General features: G+C 72.5%; 23 protein-coding genes and 1 pseudogene. 9 read left to right on the top strand and 15 right to left on the bottom strand.

All coding sequences use genetic code 11. The features are described 5' to 3' along the window. Positions 1-8: 8 nt before the first annotated feature. Positions 9-1178, bottom strand: coding sequence for an FAD-dependent monooxygenase (locus LMU33_RS02585; RefSeq protein WP_228616969.1), 1170 nt, complete (start codon positions 1176-1178; stop codon positions 9-11). 81 nt (positions 1179-1259) lie between these two features. On the opposite strand from LMU33_RS02585, the gene LMU33_RS02580 reads away from it, so the two are divergent. The 3 genes from LMU33_RS02580 (at position 1260) to LMU33_RS02570 (ending at position 2978) form a co-directional block, all read left to right on the top strand. Next, positions 1260-1850, top strand: a complete 591-nt coding sequence (locus LMU33_RS02580; RefSeq protein WP_228616968.1) for a TetR/AcrR family transcriptional regulator — start codon at positions 1260-1262, stop codon at positions 1848-1850. A 44-nt stretch (positions 1851-1894) separates the two neighbouring features. Further along, positions 1895-2407: a DinB family protein gene (locus LMU33_RS02575; protein ID WP_228616966.1), complete on the top strand. Its 513-nt coding sequence runs from the start codon at positions 1895-1897 to the stop codon at positions 2405-2407. 115 nt (positions 2408-2522) lie between these two features. Next, entirely contained in the window at positions 2523-2978 is a 456-nt protein-coding gene (locus tag LMU33_RS02570) for a hypothetical protein (RefSeq protein WP_228616964.1), read from the top strand. A gap of 106 nt (positions 2979-3084) precedes the next feature. On the opposite strand, the gene LMU33_RS02565 is transcribed toward LMU33_RS02570, so the two are convergent. From LMU33_RS02565 to LMU33_RS02535, 7 genes and pseudogenes are all read right to left on the bottom strand, one after another. Beyond that, entirely contained in the window at positions 3085-3540 is a 456-nt protein-coding gene (locus LMU33_RS02565; protein WP_228616962.1) for a hypothetical protein, read from the bottom strand. 252 nt (positions 3541-3792) lie between these two features. After that, positions 3793-4476 carry a uracil-DNA glycosylase gene (locus LMU33_RS02560; RefSeq protein ID WP_228616960.1) on the bottom strand — a complete coding sequence of 228 codons (684 nt, stop codon included), beginning with the start codon at positions 4474-4476 and terminating at the stop codon, positions 3793-3795. A gap of 108 nt (positions 4477-4584) precedes the next feature. Continuing rightward, positions 4585-6162: an ABC transporter substrate-binding protein gene (locus LMU33_RS02555; RefSeq protein WP_228616958.1), complete on the bottom strand. Its 1578-nt coding sequence runs from the start codon at positions 6160-6162 to the stop codon at positions 4585-4587. A 187-nt stretch (positions 6163-6349) separates the two neighbouring features. Next, positions 6350-7117, bottom strand: coding sequence for an SDR family oxidoreductase (locus LMU33_RS02550; protein ID WP_228616956.1), 768 nt, complete (start codon positions 7115-7117; stop codon positions 6350-6352). Between the two features lie 13 nt (positions 7118-7130). Then, positions 7131-7892 carry a 3-oxoacyl-ACP reductase FabG gene (gene fabG / locus LMU33_RS02545; protein WP_228616954.1) on the bottom strand — a complete coding sequence of 254 codons (762 nt, stop codon included), beginning with the start codon at positions 7890-7892 and terminating at the stop codon, positions 7131-7133. A gap of 151 nt (positions 7893-8043) precedes the next feature. Continuing rightward, the gene (locus LMU33_RS02540; protein WP_228616953.1) at positions 8044-8493 is read right to left on the bottom strand and encodes a DUF3037 domain-containing protein; all 450 of its coding nucleotides are present in this window, start codon (positions 8491-8493) and stop codon (positions 8044-8046) included. Beyond that, positions 8490-9258, bottom strand: a pseudogene (locus tag LMU33_RS02535) (HipA family kinase). Before LMU33_RS02535 ends, LMU33_RS02540 begins: the two are co-directional and overlap by 4 nt. A 162-nt stretch (positions 9259-9420) precedes the next feature. Here LMU33_RS02535 and LMU33_RS02530 point away from each other — a divergent pair. Then, entirely contained in the window at positions 9421-9918 is a 498-nt protein-coding gene (locus LMU33_RS02530; protein ID WP_228616951.1) for a Rieske (2Fe-2S) protein, read from the top strand. A 6-nt stretch (positions 9919-9924) separates the two neighbouring features. On the opposite strand, the gene LMU33_RS02525 is transcribed toward LMU33_RS02530, so the two are convergent. After that, a complete protein-coding gene (locus LMU33_RS02525) occupies positions 9925-10569 on the bottom strand; it encodes a cysteine hydrolase family protein (protein WP_228616949.1) in 645 nt (214 codons plus the stop codon). 136 nt (positions 10570-10705) lie between these two features. On the opposite strand from LMU33_RS02525, the gene LMU33_RS02520 reads away from it, so the two are divergent. Continuing rightward, complete coding sequence (locus tag LMU33_RS02520; protein ID WP_228616947.1) at positions 10706-11176, top strand: pyridoxamine 5'-phosphate oxidase family protein; 471 nt, start codon at positions 10706-10708, stop codon at positions 11174-11176. 3 nt (positions 11177-11179) lie between these two features. Here the strand turns inward: LMU33_RS02520 and LMU33_RS02515 are convergent, their stop codons facing one another. Beyond that, entirely contained in the window at positions 11180-12082 is a 903-nt protein-coding gene (locus LMU33_RS02515; protein ID WP_228616945.1) for a LysR family transcriptional regulator, read from the bottom strand. Positions 12083-12156: 74 nt separating this feature from the next. On the opposite strand from LMU33_RS02515, the gene LMU33_RS02510 reads away from it, so the two are divergent. Then, the gene (locus tag LMU33_RS02510; RefSeq protein ID WP_228616943.1) at positions 12157-13089 is read left to right on the top strand and encodes a DMT family transporter; all 933 of its coding nucleotides are present in this window, start codon (positions 12157-12159) and stop codon (positions 13087-13089) included. Positions 13090-13197: 108 nt separating this feature from the next. Here LMU33_RS02510 and LMU33_RS02505 read toward each other — a convergent pair whose 3' ends face one another. Beyond that, positions 13198-14529: an aminotransferase class I/II-fold pyridoxal phosphate-dependent enzyme gene (locus tag LMU33_RS02505; protein ID WP_228616941.1), complete on the bottom strand. Its 1332-nt coding sequence runs from the start codon at positions 14527-14529 to the stop codon at positions 13198-13200. 76 nt (positions 14530-14605) lie between these two features. On the opposite strand from LMU33_RS02505, the gene LMU33_RS02500 reads away from it, so the two are divergent. Continuing rightward, positions 14606-15286, top strand: coding sequence for a pyridoxamine 5'-phosphate oxidase family protein (locus LMU33_RS02500; protein WP_228616939.1), 681 nt, complete (start codon positions 14606-14608; stop codon positions 15284-15286). On the opposite strand, the gene LMU33_RS02495 is transcribed toward LMU33_RS02500, so the two are convergent. The 3 genes from LMU33_RS02495 to LMU33_RS02485 form a co-directional block, all read right to left on the bottom strand. After that, positions 15268-16251 carry a DMT family transporter gene (locus LMU33_RS02495; protein ID WP_228616938.1) on the bottom strand — a complete coding sequence of 328 codons (984 nt, stop codon included), beginning with the start codon at positions 16249-16251 and terminating at the stop codon, positions 15268-15270. The genes LMU33_RS02500 and LMU33_RS02495 overlap by 19 nt on opposite strands. A gap of 192 nt (positions 16252-16443) precedes the next feature. After that, positions 16444-17448 carry an EamA family transporter gene (locus LMU33_RS02490; protein WP_228616936.1) on the bottom strand — a complete coding sequence of 335 codons (1005 nt, stop codon included), beginning with the start codon at positions 17446-17448 and terminating at the stop codon, positions 16444-16446. Positions 17449-17520: 72 nt separating this feature from the next. Continuing rightward, positions 17521-18141, bottom strand: a complete 621-nt coding sequence (locus LMU33_RS02485) for a Clp protease N-terminal domain-containing protein (RefSeq protein WP_372477857.1) — start codon at positions 18139-18141, stop codon at positions 17521-17523. Positions 18142-18421: 280 nt separating this feature from the next. Between LMU33_RS02485 and LMU33_RS02480 the strand changes: the two genes are divergently transcribed. Continuing rightward, positions 18422-18850: a type II toxin-antitoxin system Rv0910 family toxin gene (locus LMU33_RS02480; RefSeq protein WP_228616934.1), complete on the top strand. Its 429-nt coding sequence runs from the start codon at positions 18422-18424 to the stop codon at positions 18848-18850. A gap of 64 nt (positions 18851-18914) precedes the next feature. On the opposite strand, the gene LMU33_RS02475 is transcribed toward LMU33_RS02480, so the two are convergent. Continuing rightward, a complete protein-coding gene (locus LMU33_RS02475; protein WP_228616932.1) occupies positions 18915-19541 on the bottom strand; it encodes a PadR family transcriptional regulator in 627 nt (208 codons plus the stop codon). Positions 19542-19733: 192 nt separating this feature from the next. Between LMU33_RS02475 and LMU33_RS02470 the strand changes: the two genes are divergently transcribed. Then, positions 19734-20546 carry a PhzF family phenazine biosynthesis protein gene (locus LMU33_RS02470; protein ID WP_228616930.1) on the top strand — a complete coding sequence of 271 codons (813 nt, stop codon included), beginning with the start codon at positions 19734-19736 and terminating at the stop codon, positions 20544-20546. The last annotated feature ends 1 nt before the right edge of the window (position 20547 follow it).

Below are 20547 nucleotides of genomic sequence, written 5' to 3'. Positions count from 1 at the left end.
GCTCTCCCCTACCGCTCGATTGCCTCTCCGGCAGCATACGGGGGCCGCCAGCCGGCGATGTCGTCGAAGCCGCGCAGGAGGAGCGCGGGTCGGGCCTGGGACACGGCCGCGATCACGGTGTCGCGTACGGCGACGGCGACGGGGTTGGCGGCCATGTTCACGCGGGCGGCCTTGACGGCCCGGCGGGCGATCGCGGTGGTGCGCGGCAGCCGGGCGGCGGAGTAGGCGGCCAGGTCGGGGCAGTGGTGCGCGAGCACGACGGCGTCCTCGATGGCCTGGTTGCCGCCCTGGCCGAGGGTCGGCGGCATGGCGTGGGCGGCGTCGCCGAGCAGGGCCGCCCGGCCCAGGTGGTAGGCGGGCAGGGGCGTGGCGATGTGGTGGACGTCGTGCCGGAGCACGTCCTCGGGGCGGGCGGCGGCGAGCACGGCGGGGATGGGGTCGTGCCAGTCGCCGAACAGGCGCAGGAGTTCGGACTTCTCGTCGTCGGGCGCCCGCCCGCCGGCCGGGGTCATGGCCGCCGCGTAGGCGTAGACGCGGCCGTCCTTGACCGGGTGGGTGCCCCAGATCCGGCCCCGGCCCCAGGTCTCGTGCGAGGCGAACTTCACGCCGGGCACCGGGATGAGCACCCGCCACGTGGTGAACCCCGCGTACACCGGGCCGGGGTGCTCCGGGAACAGGGCGCCGCGGACACGGGAGTTGATGCCGTCCGCGCCGACGACCAGCTCGGCCTCCAGCTCGTCGTCGCCGACGCCCACCCGGGCGGGCCGCCGGCCGTCGCCGGGGTCGGCGAGACGCGCGGCGGCCGCGGTGCGGACGGCACCGGGCGGGAGGAGGCCGGCGAGGCGGTCGACCAGGGTCGCGCGGGGCAGCAGGACCAGCGGGCCGCCGAAGCGGGCGGCGGCCGCCTCGGCGCTGGACCGGGACAGCCACCGCCCGCTCGGGGTGCGCAGTCCGCCGTCGCCCTGCCAGGCGGCCAGATCCCGGATCTCCTCGCCGATGCCGAGCACGTCCAGGGCGCGCAGGGCGTTCGGGGCGAGCGAGATGGCCGCGCCGACCGGTTCCAGGGAGCGGGCCCGCTCCAGCACGGTCACGTGCCGGCCGCTGCGGTGCAGGGCCGCCGCCGCGGCCAGACCTCCGATGCCGCCGCCGATGACGATCGCGCGCGCCGACTGAACCATGGCTCCTCCCGAGACCTGCAGACTACACCTGTAGTGACAGCGACTCTACTACAGCCGTAGTGAGACAGATAGGGTCACCTCATGTCCGTACGCACCCCCGGCGCCCCTCGTGCCGATCTCGTCGCCGACGCCGCCCTGGCCCTGCTCGCCGAGCGCGGGATGCGCGGGCTGACGCACCGGGCGGTGGACGAGGCGGCGGGGCTGCCGCTGGGCTCGACGTCGAACGTGGCGCGCACCCGGCAGGCCCTGCTGGAACTGGCGGTACGTCGGCACGCCGAGCGCGAGGCCCGGGTGCTGGACCTGGCCGAGATGCCGGATCCGAGCGGCGGACCCGACGCGCTGGCCGACGGGCTGGCCCTGGCCGTGCACCGCTCCCTGACCCGGGGCCGCGAGCTGCTGATCGCCCGCTACGAACTCGCCCTGGAGGCCACCCGCCGCCCCGAGCTGCGCGCGTTCTACGACCGGACCGGTGCCGTCTTCAAGGAGCAACTGGCCGCGATGCTCAGCGCGGTGGGCTCCCCGGACCCGGCCCGCCATGTACTGTCCCTGGCCGCCTGGGCGGACGGGCTGATGTTCTCGTGCGCGGCGGGTTCGTTCAGCGCCGAGGAACCGGGCCTGGAGGAGATCCGCACGAGCCTGCGGGAACTGCTCGCGGGGCTGCTGGGCCGGTGAAAACCCCCTGGTGGAAGGGGTGATCTTCGGCGAGGATCACGGGCATGACGACCGAACGCCGAGAACCCGCCCTGAACGCCGGTGAACGCGCCATGCTGGAGGGCTGGCTGGACTACCACCGCCGGACGCTGGCCTGGAAGTGCGAGGGACTGACCGACGAGCAGCTGCGGACCGCGTCCGTGCCGCCCTCCGAGCTGTCCCTCATGGGCCTGGTGCGGCACATGGCGGAGGTGGAACGGGGCTGGTTCCGCAAGGTGCTCGTGGGCGACGAGCCCGGCCCGATCTACTGCACGGAGGAGGACCGGGACGGAGAGTTCCATCTCACCGAGGCCGACACCTGGCAGGAGGCGTACGCGACCTGGCAGGCGGAGATCGAGATCGCGCGGCGCAACGCGGCAGGCTTCGAGCTCGACGCTCTGTCCAAGGGAAAGAGCAGGTTCGGCGACGAGCCGTTCAGCCTGCGCTGGATCTACACCCACATGATCGAGGAGTACGCCCGGCACAACGGCCACGCCGACCTGATCCGCGAGCGGATCGACGGCGCCACCGGCGACTGAACGTCAGCCCCGGTCCCCGGAACCCCTCCGTACGGGGCACGAGATCACCCGTGCGGGGGGACCGACCTCGGCTCCCTGCTGCCAACCCGGGCGCCGAACCAGCAGAGTTGCGCGGGTGCATCGAACGACGACCGCCGCAGCGCTCCTGGTCACCGTGGCCGTCTCGGCCCTCTCCGGCTGTGTGACGGTACCGCGCCCCGCGCCGCCCCGGGACACGGCGCCCTCACTGCCGACGGCGCCCCGGCCGGACGGCACCGCGGAGCCGCGGGCGGTGCAGGCGCCGGCCCAGGAGGCACTGGAGAGGACGGAGCCGTCCCGCCGTCCGCGGCCCGTCACGCCGGCCACGCCGCATCGGATGGTGGAGGCACCCCCGGTCGTCCATCACCCCCCGGCGGCCCCGCCCTTGCCGTCACGGCCCCGCATGCGCCCCCGGCAGTCGCACACCGCCGCCCCTGACCTGCCGAACGCGGCCCCCAAGGCCCCGAACGTGTGCGCCCTGGGCAGGCAGTACGGCGGCTGGCGAGCAGACAGCCCGGAGGCGAAGATCTGCGAGCAGACCTACGGCCACTGAAACGCGCCCCGAAGGGGCGCGGGGGCCGTGTTCGGCTGCGGCTCCGCCGCGGGCGCGACAAGCCACGAGAGCCGGAGCCGCAGGAACGCCTCGCCCCTGCAGACCCTCAGGCGCCCTCACCCAGCCGCAGCTCCAGCCGCCCGATGGCGGCCCACACCCCGTCGCCGTACCCGTCGTCCGCCAGAACGCCGGCGGCTTCGCGCGCCCGGTGCAAATGGCTGCGGGCCGCCTCGGCCCGGCCCAGCTTCACATAGTCGGCGGCGAGATTGAGATGCAGGGACGGGAAGAGGCCCCGCACACTCAGCGGGGCGCCCCGCTCCTCCGCCGCCGACAACGCCCTGAGATCCCAGGCGAGTTCGTCCTGGGGGTCCTCCTGGGTGTCGGCCAGATAGTGGGCCAGGGTGCACCGGTGCAGCGGGTCGCCGTCCTCGCCAATCTCCGCCCACAGGTTCAGGAAGCGGCTGCGCGCCTCTTCGCGGTCGCCGCCGTGGTGCAGCATGACGACCTGACCGATCCGCGTCAGCAGGGCATCCGGTGCCGCCTGCTCCTGTTGCTCCGCCACGCGTGCCCTCCGGGCTGTCGACCGTTGTGTGGTGCTGACGCTAAACGGCGCCGCCGGGATTTCTCGTCAGGCGGCGCCGTTGCGCCGTGGGCCGGTGGTCGGCTGCGGGCCGGTGGAGGGCTGGTCGCTCCCCCAAGTTCTCGGCTTCGCTCGAACCCGGGGGGACTCCCATCGCGGCGGAGCCGCACAGTGATGCAGCCCCGCGCCCCGGGGGCAGTTGCGCCCCCGCAGGGGTCGAGGCGCCGCCTGCCCTCAGCCCAGATTCGGGATGTGCCAGTCGATCGGCTCATGCCCCTGCGCGGCGATCGCCTCGTTGATCCGGGTGAACGGGCGGGAGCCGAAGAACTTCTTCGCGGACAGCGGCGAGGGGTGCGCGCCCTTGACCACCACGTGCCGCTCCTCGTCGATCAGCGGCAGCTTCTTCTGCGCGTAGTTGCCCCAGAGGACGAAGACCGCCGGGTCGGGGCGGGAGGCCACCGCGCGGATCACCGCGTCGGTGAACTTCTCCCAGCCCTTGCCCTTGTGCGAGTTGGCCTCGCCGGCCCGGACCGTGAGGACCGCGTTGAGCAGCAGCACGCCCTGCTGGGCCCACGGCATCAGATAGCCGTTGTCCGGGATCGGCAGGCCCAGCTCCTCCTGCATCTCCTTGTAGATGTTCCGCAGGGAGGGCGGGGTCTTCACCCCGGGGCGGACCGAGAAGCACAGGCCGTGGCCCTGGCCCTCGCCGTGGTACGGGTCCTGGCCCAGGACGAGGACCTTGACCTGCTCGTACGGCGTCGCCTCCAGCGCGGCGAAGACCTCCTCGCGCGGCGGGTAGACCGGACCCTTCGCCCGCTCCTCCTCGACGAACTCGGTCAGCTCCTTGAAATAGGGCTGCTGCAGCTCGTCGCCCAGAACCCCGCGCCAGGACTCGGGCAGCATGGCGATGTCGGTCACGTCAACGTCCTCACAATGTCGATCAACTACCGGCGTGCGGTCACTTGCAGGCTTCAGAACCTACAGGTGACCACTGACAACCGGCGTGTGAAGGGAGCTCCGCCCGGTTCACCAGCTGGTCTTGCGGTGCAGCGCCCACATCATCATGATCGTCGACGGGTCGAGGGCCTGTTCGCCGCCGGAGATGTCCTCGCTGGCGGCGATGAACTGCCGGCCCTGCCACAGCGGGATCAGCCGCGCGTCGTTCACGAAGACCTGCTGGGCGTTCTCCATGTCCTTGACCGTCTGAGCGCGGTCGCTCTCCGCGCGCGAGTGGGGCAGCAGCTTGTCGGTGATCTCCTTGGACGGGTAGGGCGTACCGAGCGCGTTGTGCTCGCCGACGAACGGGGCGATGAAGTTGTCCGCGTCGGGGAAGTCCGGGAACCAGCCGCGGCCGAACACCGGGTACTCGCCCTTCTGGTAGCCGACCACATAGGTCTTCCAGGGGCGGCTCTTGAGCGTGACCGTGAACAGCCCGGAGGCCTCCAGCTGCCGCTTCAGCTCCTGGAACATCAGCGCGGTCTCGGAGCCGTAGCGGTCGGTGGTGTACCAGAGGGTGAGCGGGACGCTCTGGTGGATCCCCGCGTCGGAGAGGATCTTGCGGGCCTTGGGCACGCTCGGGTCGCCGTAGTCGTCGAAGAAGCCGGTGGCGTGTCCCGTCAGGCCCTTGGGGACCATCGAGTACAGCGGGTCGACCGTGTCCTTGTAGACCTTGTGGGCGATGGCCCCCCGGTCGACGATCTGGGCGACGGCCTTGCGTACGGCGGGCTGCTTGGCCCAGGGGTCCTTGGGGTTGAACACCAGGTAGCTGATGTCGATGCCGGAGCCGTCGACCAGCTGCAGGTTGCTGTCGGCGTGCTGCTGGAGGGCGAGGATGTCGTCGGCGGCCAGGCCCCGGTAGGTGACGTCGATCTGCTTGTCCCGCAGCGCCTTGACCATCCCGGCCGAGTCCTGGAAGTAGCGGATGGTCACCGCGTCGTTCTGCCGCTTGGCGAAGCCCTGGTAGTTGCCGTTGGCGACGAGGACGGCCTGCTTGCCCTCGTCGTAGGACTGGACCTTGTACGGCCCGGAGCCGTCGACGTCGTCGTCCTTGCGCAGGGAGCGCGCGGGGTAGTCCTTCGGGTCGACGATCGACATGGCGGGCGTGGCCAGCACGAACGGGAAGGTCGCGTCGGGCTGGTTGAGCTGGAAGACGATCTCGCGGTCGCCGGTCACCTGCACCCGGTCCAGGCTGCCGAGCAGACCGGCGGGCCCGCCGGGGGCGTCGATCGTGCGGATGCGGTCGATGGAGAACTTGACGGCCTGGGCATTCAGCGGGTCGCCGTCGGCGAACTTCATGCCCGCGCGCAGCGTGCAGCGGTAGGTGCGGCTGGCGGAGTCGGTGAAGGAGCAGCTCTCGGCGGCGTCGGGCTGGGGGGCGGTGGCACCGCTGGGGTAGGCGACCAGCGTCTGGAAGATGTTCCGGTACAGCTCCCAGGACCCGTCCCAGGCACCGGCGGGGTCCAGCGTGCTGGGGGCGCTGGTGGTACCGACGACGATGGGGCCCTTGCCGTCGCCGCCGCCGTCGGACAGCAGGCCGCAGCCGGTCACCAGGGACATGGACGCGATCGCCGCGACTCTCCGCAGGAATCGGTTCCGGTTGAACACGCGCACGCTCCTCGATCTGCCATACCAAGGGTCGGCAGACCATACCGCAGCGTTCTGTCGCCTGAACCTCCCCTGAATCCGGGCTTCTTGATCGACTTCGCGATGACGACGTTGTCAGTCCGCTGTGCGGATTCCTCAAGGGGTTCCGGGCGCCGATCCGTCCGAAAATCGACGCCCGGAAGGTGGCTCAGCCCACGCCGGCGTTGAGGAAGATTCCGCCGTCCACGACGAGCGTCTGACCGGTGACCCAGTCGGACTGCCCGGAGGTGAGGAAGGCGGCGGCCCCGCCGATGTCGGACGGCACACCGAGCCGGCCCAGCGGGTAGGAGGCGGCGGCCTCCGCCTCGCGGCCCTCGTACAGGGCCTGCGCGAACTTGGTCTTGATCACGCCGGGGGCGATCGCGTTGACCCGCACCTTGGGCGCGAACTCGTGCGCCAGCTGCTGGGTCAGGTTGATCATCGCGGCCTTGCTGATGCCGTAGGCGCCGATGAACGGCGAGGGCGCGAGGCCCGCGATCGAGGCGATGTTGACGATCGCGCCGCCGTTGTCCTTCTGCCAGGCGTGCCAGGTCTTCTGGGCGAAGCCGAGCGCGGAGATCACGTTGGTCTCGAAGACCTTGCGGGCCACGTCCAGGTCGAGGTCGGCGATCGGTCCGAAGACCGGGTTGGTGCCGGCGTTGTTGACCAGGAAGTCCAGGCGGCCGAAGGCCTCCATGGTGCGCTCGACGGCCTCGGTCTGGTGGGCCAGGTCGTGCGCCTTGCCGGCGACGCCGATGACCCGGTCCGAGCCGAGCTTGTCGACGGCCTCCTTCAGCGCGTCCTCGTTGCGGCCGGTGATGCACACGCGGTCGCCGCGGGCGACGAGTGCCTCGGCGACGCCGTAGCCGATGCCGCGGCTGGCGCCCGTGACGAGGGCGACCTTGCCCGAGAGCTCGGGGAGTTCAGCGGAAGTCATGTACCCGTATCCCTTAGTTGAGCGGTCCGCCGGCGACGTACAGCACCTGGCCGGAGACGAAGCCGGCCGCCTCGCCGGTGAAGAAGGCGATGGCGTTGGCGATGTCCTCGGGCTCGCCGACGCGCTGTACCGGGATCGTGCCTGCGGCGACCTTCTTGAAGTCCTCGAAGTCCATCTTCATGCGGTCGGCGGTCGCCTTGGTCATCTCGGTGGCGATGAAGCCGGGGGCGACGGCGTTGGCGGTGATGCCGAACTTGCCCAGTTCGATGGCGAGGGTCTTGGTGAAGCCCTGCAGGCCCGCCTTGGCGGCGGAGTAGTTGACCTGGCCGCGGTTGCCGAGCGCCGAGGAGGAGGAGAGGTTGACGATCCGGCCGAAGCCCGCGTCGACCATGTGCTTCTGCACGGCCTTTGTCATCAGGAAGGAGCCGCGCAGGTGGACGTTCATGACGGTGTCCCAGTCGGAGACGCTCATCTTGAACAGCAGGTTGTCGCGCAGTACGCCCGCGTTGTTGACCAGGATCGTGGGGGCGCCCAGTTCCTCGACGATCCGGGCGACGGCCGCCTCGACCTGCGCCTCGTCGGACACGTCTGCGCCGACCGCGATCGCCTTGCCGCCGGCGGCGGTGATCTTCTCGACGGTGTCCTTGCAGGCGGCCTCGTCCAGGTCGATCACGGCGACCGCACGACCCTCGGCGGCCAGCCGTACGGCGGTGGCGGCGCCGATGCCGCGCGCCGCCCCGGTGACTACCGCGACCCGCTGTTCAGTGGTGGACATTGCTGTTTCTCCTCGCCCTTGAGAGAACCTGTCGGGGCCCTTGGAAGTGGGCCCCTCACGCGCGGTGAGCGACCGCTTAGTACCTTCAGTACACGTGACGCTAGAAGCCCTGGCACCCGGTGTCAACGGCACACCGGGTGCGTGTGATCCATTACCTCACCAAGAGGTCCAGCAACCGCTCCGTCTCGCCCGCCGGGTCGGTGGTCAGGCCGGTGTGCACGGGACCGGGCTGGACGACCGTGGAGCGGGGCGCGATCAGCCAGCGGAAGCGGCGCCCGGCGTCGTCCCCGGCCGCCTGCCCGGCCTCCGCACCACCCGCGCAGTGCCGCTCGACCGCGCCGAGCACCGCCCGGATCCCGGCCACGTCCGCCTCCGGGTCCAGGGCGAGCAGCCGGGCCTCGTCCAGGTGGGTGCGGGCGCCGACGTAGCCTCGCGCGCGGCTGTAGACGACGACGCCCGCGTTGATGCACTCGCCGCGCTCCACGCGCGGTACGACCCGCAGCAGCGCGTACTCGAACACGTCCCGGTCGCCGCCCTGGCCCGCCCGGGTGATGTGCCGCTCGGTGACATGGCCGGCCATGTGGATGTGGGTCTCGCTCACTTGGTCCCCCCCTCGATGCCGGTGATGCGTTCGTGGACGCCCCCGGCCCGCGCGAGCAGCGGCCCGGCATAGGCCCGGCGCAGGTCGTCCGGGGTGTCGAAGCCGGGCTCGTCGGTGAGCCAGGCGTCGGGGATCTCGGCGGTGACCTCGGCGAGCAGATCCGCGGTGACCCGGGGTGCCAGCTCGGCCGCGGCCGCGGCGACGTCCGGGGCGAAGCGGGCGAGGGCGTGGTCGGAGGCGTCGTAGGGGCGGGCCGCGGAGGCCTCGGCGGAGCGCCAGTTGTGGTGCCAGATCATGGTCGCGCCGTGGTCGATGAGCCACAGCTCGCCGCGGTGCACCAGGAGATTCGGATTGCGCCAGGACCGGTCCACGTTGTTGATCAGCGCGTCGAACCAGACGATCCGGCCGGCCTCCTCGGGGCTCACCGGGAAGGCGAGCGGGTCGTAGCCGAGGGCGCCGGAGAGGAAGTCCATGCCGAGGTTGGTGCCGCCGCTGGACCTGAGCAGGTCCTGCACCTGCTGTTCGGGTTCGCCGAGACCGAGCACCGGATCCAGCCGGACGGTGACCAGCCGGGGCATCCGGAATCCGAGGCGGCGGGCGAGCTCGCCGCACACCACCTCGGCGACCAGTGTCTTGCGGCCCTGTCCGGCGCCGGTGAACTTCAGGACGTAGGCCCCGAAGTCGTCCGCCTCGACGAGCCCCGGCAGCGAGCCCCCCCTCGCGGAGGGGCGTGACGTACCGGGTCGCGGTGACTTCCTTGAGCATCGCCCCAGGTTACTGGGGTGCCGCCGACAGCAGGCCCACAGCTGCGGCTTACGGCCGTCTCATGCCCGGACGGCAAGGATCTGGGTGCCCGTCTGAACGGGTGGCGCCCGGGCGCCGTACCCCTGGACGGATCACGAGAAGCTCCGCGGAAGGGAACTCCACATGACCAGCGCATCGCCCCAGCCCCATGCCGGACCCGCCCGCCGTACCGTCGTGGCGGCGGCCGGAGCGGCGGGGCTCGCCGCCGCGCTGACCGCCTGCGGTTCGGGCGACAACTCGTCGGACACGGCGAACACCGGGTCCGGTTCCTCCGGGACCGGCGGCTCCACCGGTTCCACCGGCTCCTCGCAGAGCAGCGGCGGCTCCGCCGGCGGCACCGCCCTCGCCAAGACCTCCGACATCCCCGAGGGCGGCGGCAAGGTCTTCAAGGACCAGGGTGTCGTGGTGACCCAGCCGGCGGCGGGCCAGTACAAGGCGTTCTCGTCCAAGTGCACCCACCAGGGGTGTGCCGTGGGCAGCGTGGCGAACGGCGTGATCGTGTGCCCGTGCCACAACAGCCACTTCTCCGCCGAGGACGGCAGCGTGAAGAAGGGTCCCGCCACCCAGCCGCTGCCCGCGGCGAAGATCACCGTCTCCGGCGACGAGATCAAGCTGGCCTGAGCCGTCTCACGCGCGCCCGCGCGGACGTTTGAGGCAGGCGAGCACCTCGTCGGTGGTCGAGACCGTGGCGACCAGCGCGAGGGTGTGCCGGATCATCGCGGGGGTGTAGTCGGCGGGCACCCCCGCGATGGCGTCGGCCGGTACGACGGCGGTGTGGCCCAGATTGACCGCGTCGAACACCGCGTTGGGTATCGCCACGTTGGCGGAGACACCGGTGACGACCAGCGTGCGGCAGCCGAGGTTGCGCAGCAGGGCGTCGACGCCGGTGCCGTGGATCGGGGACAGGCCGTGCAGCCGCCGTGCGACGAAGTCCTCCTCGGTCACCTCGATGGGCGGCGCGACACGGACCGCGGTGGTGCCCGACAACTGCTGCACGGGCAGTCGTTCCGCGGCCCGGAACAGCCGGGCGTTGCGGCTCGCGCCCCGGCCGTCCGGGCGGCGCTCGGCGATCGCGTGGACGACCTGCACACCCGTCTCGTGGGCGGCGGCGACCAGCCGGGCCACGTTGCGCAGCGCACCGGAGGAGCGGGCCTCGCGGGCGAGTTCGGGCAGGGCGCTGTCCGGGCCGACGACCCCCTGCTGGCACTCCACGGTGAGCAGGACGGTGCTCACCGGGTCGAGGAGTTCGCTGAGCTGTGCGTACGACGGCATAGCGCGCCCCCTTGGAAGACGACCCGTTCGGAACCGGGCCGTATCGCAGCCGACCCGTTCTCTTTTCTGACGTGATGTCAGAGGATCACCAGGACACGATAGTTCTCTGACACGACGTGGGAGAAGAGGGGGCCGTATGACCGTCACTCAGCAGCGCCGGGGCCGGAAGATCATGATGACGCCCGGCGAGCTGGACGAGTTCCTCACCAGTCAGCGCACCTGCCGGGTCGCGACCGTCTCGGCGGACGGCACTCCGCACGTCAGCGCGTTGTGGTTCGCCTGGGACGGCACCTCGCTGTGGCTGTACTCGGTGGTGCGCAGCAGGCGCTGGACACAGCTGCGGCGCGACCCGCGGGTGGCCGTCGTGGTCGACTCGGGCGAGGAGTACGACCAGTTGCGCGGCGTCGAGCTGTCCGGCCGGGTGGAGTTCGTGGGCGAGGCGCCGCGCACCGGGGAGCTGTGCGCCGAACTCGACACGCCGGAGACGCTGTTCGCACGGAAGAACTTCGGCCTGGACGAGATGCCGCACGACGGCCGCCACGCCTGGGCACGGCTGACCCCGGAGAAGATCGTCTCCTGGGACTTCCGCAAGCTGGGGCCGCAGTAGGGCTCAGCCGACCTTCTGTGCGGCCGCGCGCAGGGCCTCCACCGCCGCCCGGATCGAGGGGCGGCGGTCGGCGTCCGCTCGCCAGACCACGTACACGTGCCGGCGCACCCGCTGCTTGAGCGGCACGAGGACCACGCCGTCCGGGACCGGGTGCCGGCCCAGCAGCGGCGCGATGCACACGCCCAGTCCGGCGGCGACCAGGCCGAGCTGGGTGTGGGTCTCACCTGCGCGGTGGCCGACGATCGGCTCGACGCCCTTGGACCGCAGGGTGAACATCAGCCACTCGTGGCAGAACTCGCCCTCGCCCCAGGTGATCCACTCGTCCTCGGCGAACTCGGTGAGGTCCACCTCGTCCCGGCCGGCGAGGCGGTGCCCGGCCGGCATGGCGACGTCGGCCGGGTCGTCCAGCAGGGGTGCCTTGACCAGGCCGTCGGGCACGGGCATCGGCTTGTTGTACCAGTCCAGGACCACCGCGAGATCGAGATCGCCGCGGACGACGCCGGCGATGCCCTGCTCCGGCTCGAGCTCGCTGGAGCGCACCCGCAGCCCGGGGTGCTCGGACCGCAGCGCGCCGAGCGCGACCGGGAAGAGCCCGCGCGCGGCGGTCGGGAACGCGGACAGCCTGAGTTCGCCGACGACCTGCCCGCGATGCGCCTCCAGGTCCGACTCGGCGAGTTCGACCTGGGACAGGATGCGCGCCGCGTGCTCCGACAGCAGCCGGCCGGCGTCCGTGAGCCGCACCCCGCGGCCGTTCTTGGCGAGCAGCCGCTGGCCGATCTCGCGCTCCAGCTTGCCCAGCTGCTGGGAGACGGCGGACGTGGTGACGTGCAGCGCGTCCGCGGCGGCGCTCACCGAGCCGTGCCGGGCGAGGGCGTCCAGGGTGCGCAGGCGCTCCAGGTTCAACATGTAAGCCATTCTAAGAGGTACTCGGTGGAAAAAGTCGATTGTGCTACGAGGTTGCCTGCAGCATCGTTGAGGTCATGAGCACGGTCACCGCAACCAGAACCCAGTCCCCTGCCCCTGCCCGGCCCCGCCCCCGCCTCGACTGGCGGCTGCGCTTCGGCGCGCTGTCCCTGATCTGGGGCTTCAGCTTCCTGCTGATCAAGGTGGGCACGGAGGGCTACGCACCTTTCCAGGTCACCCTCGGGCGTCTGGTGTTCGGTACGGCGGTACTGGCGGCGGCGATGGCGGTCAAGCGGGAGAGGCTGCCGCGCGGCGCCCGGCTGTGGGCCCGCATGGCGGTGGCCGCGTTCTTCCTGAACGCCCTGCCGTTCTCCCTCTTCGCCTACTCCGAGCTGACGATCCCGTCCACGCTGGCCGGCATCTGCAACGCCACCTCGCCCCTGTGGGGCATGGCCCTGTCCCTGGTCGCCCTGTCCGAGGACCGGCCGACCCGGGTCCGTGTGGCCGGCCTCGGCCTCGGCTTCCTCGGGGTGCTGACGGTCCTGGGCGTGTGGCAGGGCTTCCACGGGCTGGACGCCACGGGTACGGCGATGGCGCTGCTGGCCTCGCTGAGCTACCCGGTGGGCTGGATCTACGTCCGGCGGACGCTGGCCGGCACGGGAAACTCCCACCTGTCGATGACGGGCGCGCAGCTGATGCTCGCGGCGCTTCAACTGGCCGCTGTGACGCCGTTGTTCACCGGCCTCCCCACACATTTCTCACTCGTTCCGCTGCTCGCGATCGCCGCGTTGGGGGCGTTGGGCACGGGACTGGCGGTGCTGATCCAGTACGGGCTGGTCGCCGAAGTCGGGCCCACCACCGCGCAGATGGTCACGTACTTCATCCCAGTCATCGCCACGGGTGCGGGTGTGGCCATTCTCGGGGAGTCGTTGCGGTGGACCACACCGGTGGGTGCGGTGATCGTTCTCGCGGGTGCCGCGCTCACCCAGGTGCGGCGCAGGAGCGCCTGACGGGGAGGGCTCGGGGTTCGTGCGCGACCGACCGTCCTCTGGGGCTTGTCGCGCCCGCGCGGCGGAGCCGCATGTCGACACAGCCCCGCGCCCCTTCGGAGCGCACCCTCAGCCGTAAGCGCGAGCCGGTGACGGTCGTACCGCTGCCGCCACCGCGTCGGCCACGGAGTCGATGTCCCGCTCGGTGAGCGTCGAGATCGTGATGCGGATCGCCGGCCCGCTGCTCAGGCGGAAGCGGGCTCCCGGCGCCACCCCCCAGCCCGCCTGCAGCAGCCGGGCCACCGCGCCGGTCTCGTCGGGGACCGGCACCCACACGTTCATGCCGCTGCGGCCGTGGGCGACGACCCCGCGTTCGGCGAGCGCGTCCACCAGCGCGTCCCTTCGCGCGCCGTACGCCTTCGCCACCGCCACCCGGTCCACCGCGCCCTCCGTCCACAGCCGGACCACCGCCCGCTGCAGCAGCAGGCTCACCCAGCCGGGGCCCAGGCGCTGGCGGCCGCGTACCCGGTCGACGGTGACCGGGTCGCCCGCGACGACGGCCACGCGCAGGTCGGGGCCGTAGGTCTTGGAGGCGGAGCGGACGACGGCCCAGTGGTGGGTGCCGCCGGCGAGCGGGTGCAGCGGGAGGTCGACGATGCCGTGCCCGTGGTCGTCCTCGATCAGCAGGGTGCGCGGGTGGTCGCGCAGGACGGCGCGCAGGGCACGCGCGCGCGTGGCGGTCACCGAGGCGCCGGTCGGGTTCTGCGCGCGGTCGGTGACGATCAGCGCGCGCGCCCCGGACTCCAGGGCCCGGCGCAGGTCTTCGGGGCGCGGTCCGTCGTCGTCCATGCCGACCGGGAGCGTGCGCAGGCCCAGCGCCGGGACCAGGTCGAGGACACTGCCCCAGCCCGGATCCTCTACGGCGACCGCGTCACCCGGTCTGAGGTGCGCGGCGAGGACGCGCTCGATGGCGTCGAGGGAGCCGGACGTCACGGTCAGCGGGCCCGCCGGGACGCCGTCGGCGTCGAGTTCGGCGCGGGCCATGCGGACGAGTTCCGGGTCGACCGGGTCGTCCCCGTAGAGGACGGGCCGCCGGTCGCCCTCCTCCGCCGCCGCGGCGAGGGCCGGGGCCAGGCGGGGCAGCAGGGCCGGGTCGGGGTTGCCTGCCGACAGGTCGCGGCCCCCGGCGGGGACCTCCACGCGCAGTTCCTCGCGGCCGGTGGTGGCCGGCTTGGACCGGACCCGGCTGCCCCGGCGGCCGGCCGTCTCGATCACCCCGCGCTCGCGCAGGGTGCGGTAGGCGGCCGCCACGGTGTTGGGGTTCACACCCAGCCGGGTCGCCAACTCCCGCATGGGAGGGAGGGGTTGACCCGGCCCCAGCTCTCCGGCGCCGACCGCGCGCTCGACGCTGGCCGCGATCTCGGCTGCGCCGCGCCCTTCGATGGGATACTCTCCTAGCACAAAGGACATTATGCACTAGTGCAAAAGGGATCGCGAGATCGCCGGACCGCCGTCGCTTGACCATGGAGGAACCGTCATGCCGGGGACGACCGAGGAAACCCAGGCCGCCGCCTACACCCCGACCGACCGCACCGTGCCCACGCGCTCCGCGAACCGTGCGTCGTACGACAGGGAACTGGTGCACGCGATACTCGACGAGGGGTACGTCTGCCACCTCGGTTTCGTCCGCGACGGCGCCCCGGTGGTGCTGCCGACCCTGTACGGCCGGGTCGGCGAGCGGCTGTACGTGCACGGATCCACCGGTTCCCGCCCGCTGCGGATGAGCGGCGAGACCGACCCGGGCCTGCCGGTGTGCCTGACGGTCACCCACGTGGACGGGCTGGTGCTGGCCCGCTCCGCCTTCCACCACTCCATCAACTACCGCTCCGTGGTGGTGCACGGCATCGCGCGCCAGGTCACCGACCCCGAGGAGCGGCGGCTGGCCCTGGACGCGCTGGTGGACCACGTCGTGCCGGGCCGCGCCGCCGACTCCCGGCCCGCGAACAAGAAGGAGCTGGCCGCCACCGCCGTGATCCGGCTGGACCTGGACGAGGTCTCGGCCAAGCTCCGCACCGGCGGCGCGAGCGACGAGCCCGAGGACCTCGACCTGCCGCACTGGGCCGGCGTCGTCCCGCTCCAGAAGGGCTACGGCACGCCGCTGCCCAGCACCGACCTGGCACCGGGTGTCGAGCTGCCGGACTACCTGAAGGCGCTGTGAGACCCGGACGGGGCTGACACGGGGACCGCCTCCCGGCCGCCGCTCCCGCGGGCCTCGCTCACCGCGAGGCCCGCGACCGCGCCGAGCAGGAGCAGGGTGCCGGCCGCGGTGCTCGCCGTGAGCCGCTCGCCGAGCAGGACGACGGCCAGCACGGCCGCGGTCACCGGCTCCAGCAGCATGATCACGGACACGGTGGCGGACCGTACGACGGCCGCCCCGGCGAAGTACAGGGCGTACGCGAGGGCCGTGGGCACGGCGGCGATGTACAGCACGAGCCACAGCAGCCGCGCGGGGTGGGCGGTGTGCGGCAGCAGGCCCTCGTGCAGCGCGAACGGCAGCAGGCACAGGCCGGTCACCGCGAAGGCGCCCACGGTGGTGTCGGAGGCGTCGGTGCCACCGGCCCTCCCCCACCAGCGGGTCAGCAGGGTCATGGCGCCGTAGCCCGCGGCCGAGACGAGCGCCAGGAGCACTCCCGCCGGCCGTACCGTCGCGGCCGAGCCGCCGAAGGTCAGCACGGCCAGCCCGGCGAGCGCCCCGGCGACGGCCGGCACCCCGCCGGCGCCGAGCCGTTCGCCGAGCAGCAGGCGGGCGCCGAGTGCGATGAGGACGGGGCCCGCGCCGAGGGTGACGACGGTGGCCACGGCCAGGCCGGTCGACTCCACGGCGGCGAAGTAGGCGGTCTGGAACAGCGCCAGGCCGAGGCCGGTGGCGAGGACCTTCCCGGCCCTGCGGACCAGGGGTTCGGTGCCGGCCGGGCGGGTCCGGGGACGCAGTCCGCGTGCGGCGAGCAGCAGGAGCAGACCCAGCGCGCAGCGCCAGAAGGACAGTCCGAAGGCGCCCATGTCACTGGTCCGGTAGACCAGGGAGGCGGCGGCTCCGGCGGTGCCCCAGGCGGCACCGGTGATGATCAGATAGAGCAGGCCACGCCCGACGGGCAGGCCGGAAGCGGCGTTCGACGTCGTCAAGGGAAACTCTTCCGCAGAAACGCACCCAGGGGTGCGGAAGTTCGGGGGCGCCCGCTTCAGCGGGACGCGCGGACTTCGTCTGCGGGCAGCACCGTCAAGCCCGGCGCACAAGCGCGGGGCTGATGTTCCGGAGGCCCGCCTCAGGCGGCCGGAGGCGGAAGGACGAGTGCGTTCGACGGCATGACCGGGACTCTATGCAGTCGTGCCCCGGGGCGACAACTCGCGTTCGGCGCCGCCCGCGGCCACCGGCTCGGCGGAGCCCTTCGCGGGGGTCGAGGACTGGGCGATGAACGCGCCGGCCAGGACGACCGCGCCGCCGAGGATCTGAGGCGCCGACAGGTGCTCGCCGAGCAGCACCCAGGCCAGCACGGTCGCGACGACCGCCTCCAGGCAGGCCACGACCCCGGCGACCTGCGGGGACAGCCGGCGCACCGACAGCACGCCGGTGACGTACGCGACGACGGTGGCGATCAGCACGATCCAGCCCAGCAGCGCGAGGGCCGGTACGGCGGTGCCGTTCATGTCGGCGGTACCGGTCAGCACCGACCAGCGCATGCTCCAGGGCCGGGCGACGGCCGTCAGCACGAGGGCGCCGACGAGCAGGCCGTAGGCGATGACGCCGAGCGGGTCCGGTGCCTCCTCGCCCGCGTCGCCGCCGTGGTCGGCCAGGACGAAGTAGCCCACCTGGCAGCAGGCGGCCCCGAGTGCGAGCAGCAGGCCCAGGGCGTCGAAGCTCAGCCCCGACCAGACTTCCACCACGCAGGCGAGGCCGCCGGCGGCGAGGACCACGCCGAGCGCCGCGGCGCGCGTCACGGGCCGCCGCTGCACGAACCGGACCCAGCCGAGCACCAGCGCGGGAGCCAGGTACTCGACGAGCAGCGCCACGCCCACCGGGATGCGGGACAGCGCGGCGAAGTAGCAGGCCTGGACGCCGGCGACGGCGAGCAGGCCGAACCCGGCGAGCAGCGCGGGCCGGCGGCGCAGCAGCGCTCGGTGCCGTACCGCGACGGGCAGCATGACGACGGCGGCGCCGGCCACGCGCAGCCAGACCACGTGGAGCGGGTCGAGTCCCGCCTCGATCAGCGGTTTGGCGGCCACTCCCGACCCGCCGAAGGCGAGCGCCGAGGCGAGCGCGAGACCGAGTCCGACGCCCTTGCCACGGCTGCCCCGACTGCTCTCTGACGTATGCACCGGCACATGATGACAGGCGGCGACATGAGCGTCATCCCTGTTGACACCTGTCTCAGGGGCTGGACGTCTCCGCCGGTGTCAGTGGGCCGGGCCGCCGTCGGCGGCGTACTCTTCCGCGCCGGTTGCGATGCGGTCCGCCCCGGGTCCGCTCGGGTCCGCCCCGGGTCCGAGCCGGGTGTTCAGCTCGCGGACGCCCGCGCGTTCGAGGACCTCCACGGCCCGCGAACCCGGGTCCGCGGTGAGCGCGACGAGGAGGTCGAGGCCCGTGACGCGGGGCTCGCCGCGCAGCCGGGCCCGCTCGCGGGCGTCGGTGAGGGCGGCGGCGGCCGCGGGCGACCAGCCGGCGGTGTCCCTCGGCTCGCGTGCGCCGCGAACGGCCGCGGCTCGGACGACGGCGAGCGCGCCGGAGTCCTCGACGCTGCCCTGCCAGCGCAGCCCGTAGCCGATGCTGCGCTGCACGAGGTAGCCGAGCAGCCGGGCGAGCTGCTGCGGGCTGCCGACGGCGGCGCGGACCTCGGGGTCGTGCTCCAGGAGGGAGTGCAGCAGATGGGCGGTGTCGGTCTGGCGGTCCCCGTCCCGGACGGCCCTGCGGCGGGCACCGGCGACCACCGCTGCCAGCTCGGCGCCGAGCACGGCATCGTCGTCCATGTGCGCGGCCGCCTCGTCACGGGCGGTCCAGGGGGTTGTACGGGGTTGCACAACCCCTACCCCATCAGCCTCAACGGGCCGGGTCATCCACGGGGGGAACCATCTTCGCGTCCCACACAGAGTGGACCTCGGCGTTCGAGATCTCATCCTTACGGAGGAGATTCGGCCGAGCCGGCCCGAAGGGCGCGCGCCGCCTTGCCCTGCGCCCCGTACGCAACCGCCGCGCGGCGCCGGGAATTCCTGACGGTTCATCAGTATTGAATGTTCGCGCCCCTGCGGCTACGTTCCGCGACACCGTAGCCCGCTACGCCCGATCCGAAGGGGTGGTCCCATGGCCGAAGTCAGCGCGGAGGCACGCATCCAGGCACCGGCCGAGAAGGTGTGGGCCCAGCTCACCGACTGGTCGTCGTACGGGGAGTGGAACGCCACGCACACCAGCTTCCCCAAGGGGGGCCCGGAGAGCCTGGCCGTGGGCGGGACCTTTCAGGAGAACATGAAGCTGATGGGCTTTCCGGCCGAGGTCGACTGGACCATCGAGGAGCTGGAGCCGGCCCGGGTGTTCGCCATCCGGGGCAAGGGCCCGATGGCGGTGACGGTGGCCACCCGCTACACCCTCACGCCCGACGGCGAGGCCACGTCCGTCCGGATCGACGGCGAGTTCACCGGCGCGGCGGTGTCGCTGATGGCGGGCAAGCTGAAGGACTCGGCGACGGCCGCGCTGAACGAGTCGCTGCGCAAGCTGGCCGGCCTGGTCGCCTGAGCCGGGACACGGGAAGGCGCCCCGCGGAGGTGCTCCGCGGGGCGCCCGGGCCGTCGTACGAGCCTCAGTGCTCGTCGGCGAGGATCAGGTACAGCTTCTTGCGGGCGTCGTTGATGACGGCCAGTGCCTTCTCGCGCTGTTCCTTGCTGCCGGTCTTCCAGACCTGGCCGAAGGCCTCCATCAGACCGAAGCCGGCCTGGCGGATCTCGCTGAGGGCCTCCCAGTCGACCCCGCGCGATGCCTCCTCCCAGGGGGCGTCGGGACCCTCGTCGGCGGCGGCGCGCCCGTCCTCGGTGAGCGCGAACAGCTTCTTGCCGCCCTCGCTCTCGCTGGCGATCAGGCCCTCGTCCTCCAGCAGTTGGAGCGTGGGGTAGACCGAGCCGGGGCTGGGCTTCCACGCGCCGCCGCTGCGTTCGGCGATCTCCTGGATCATCTCGTAGCCGTGCATGGGGCGGTCCTTGAGCAGGGCCAGGATCGAGGCCCGTACGTCACCGCGCCGGGCCCGTCCCCTCGGGCCTCCGCGCCCCCGGGGTCCCCAGGGGCCGGGGCCGAAACCGGGACTGCCGGGGCCGAACCCCGGGCCACCGGGGCCGAAGGGCCCGAAGGCGGCCCGCCGCCGGTCGAATCCGCCCATGCCCCGCTGGCCGGGGGCCTCGTGCCGATGTCCACGCTCGAATCCGTGGGTACGCATCGCGATCACTCCATTCCATCGATGATCTGTCACGTCTGCATCGCGTATCGTTCGCGATACCTCAACGATATATCGGAACCGATCGCATGACAAGACCCTTCCTGACGCGATGCCGCAGGGGTGCGGGAAACGTGCCAGGACTCCTGAATTGGCCTTGGGCGGGCGTCAGTCGCGGCCGCTAGCGTCGGCGCCATGCGCATGCGAATCGTGGACGCCTTCACCGACCGCCCCTTCGCCGGCAACCCGGCCGGAGTCCTGCTCCTGGACGACGCCTTCCCCGACGACGACTGGCTCCAGAACGTCGCCATGGAGGTCAACCACGCCGAGACGGCCTTCGCCCACCGGCTGCCCGAGGGCGGCGAGGCGGACTGGGCGCTGCGCTGGTTCACGCCCGTCGCCGAGGTCGCGATGTGCGGGCACGCCACGCTCGCCACCGCCCACGTCCTGCACACCACCGGCGCCCACGAGGGCCCGGTGCGGTTCACCACGCGCAGTGGCGTGCTCGTCGCCACGCCCGCCGAGGACGGCTCGATCACCCTCGACTTCCCGACGGCCCCGCTCACCCCGGCCGAGATCCCCGCCGGGGTCGCCGAGGCCCTCGGCGCGCAGCCGGTCGCCGTCTTCGACACCGGCCCGAACGTGGGCGACCTGCTGGTGGAACTGGCCGACGAGAAGACGGTCCTGGGCCTCGCGCCGGACCACAAGTCCCTCGGCGCCTACTCCGCGCGCGGCGTCATCGCCACCGCCCGCGCCGACGACCCGTCCCGCGGCTACGACTTCGTCTCCCGCTGCTTCTTCCCGAACGTCGGCATCGACGAGGACCCGGTCACCGGCAGCGCCCACACCGCACTCGCCCCGCACTGGTCCGCGCGCCTGGGCCGCGACGACCTCACCGGGCTGCAGGCCTCCCGCCGCACCGGCCTGGTCCGCACCGCCCTGCGTGGCGAGCGCACCCTGCTCACCGGCCGCGCGGTCACGGTCATCGACGGCGAGCTGCACGCCTGAG

Source organism: Streptomyces barringtoniae (assembly GCF_020819595.1).
Classification (GTDB): Bacteria; Actinomycetota; Actinomycetes; order Streptomycetales; family Streptomycetaceae; genus Streptomyces; species Streptomyces barringtoniae.
Note: the sequence above shows the minus strand (reverse complement) of the source record. Positions and strands in the feature narration are given on the sequence as shown.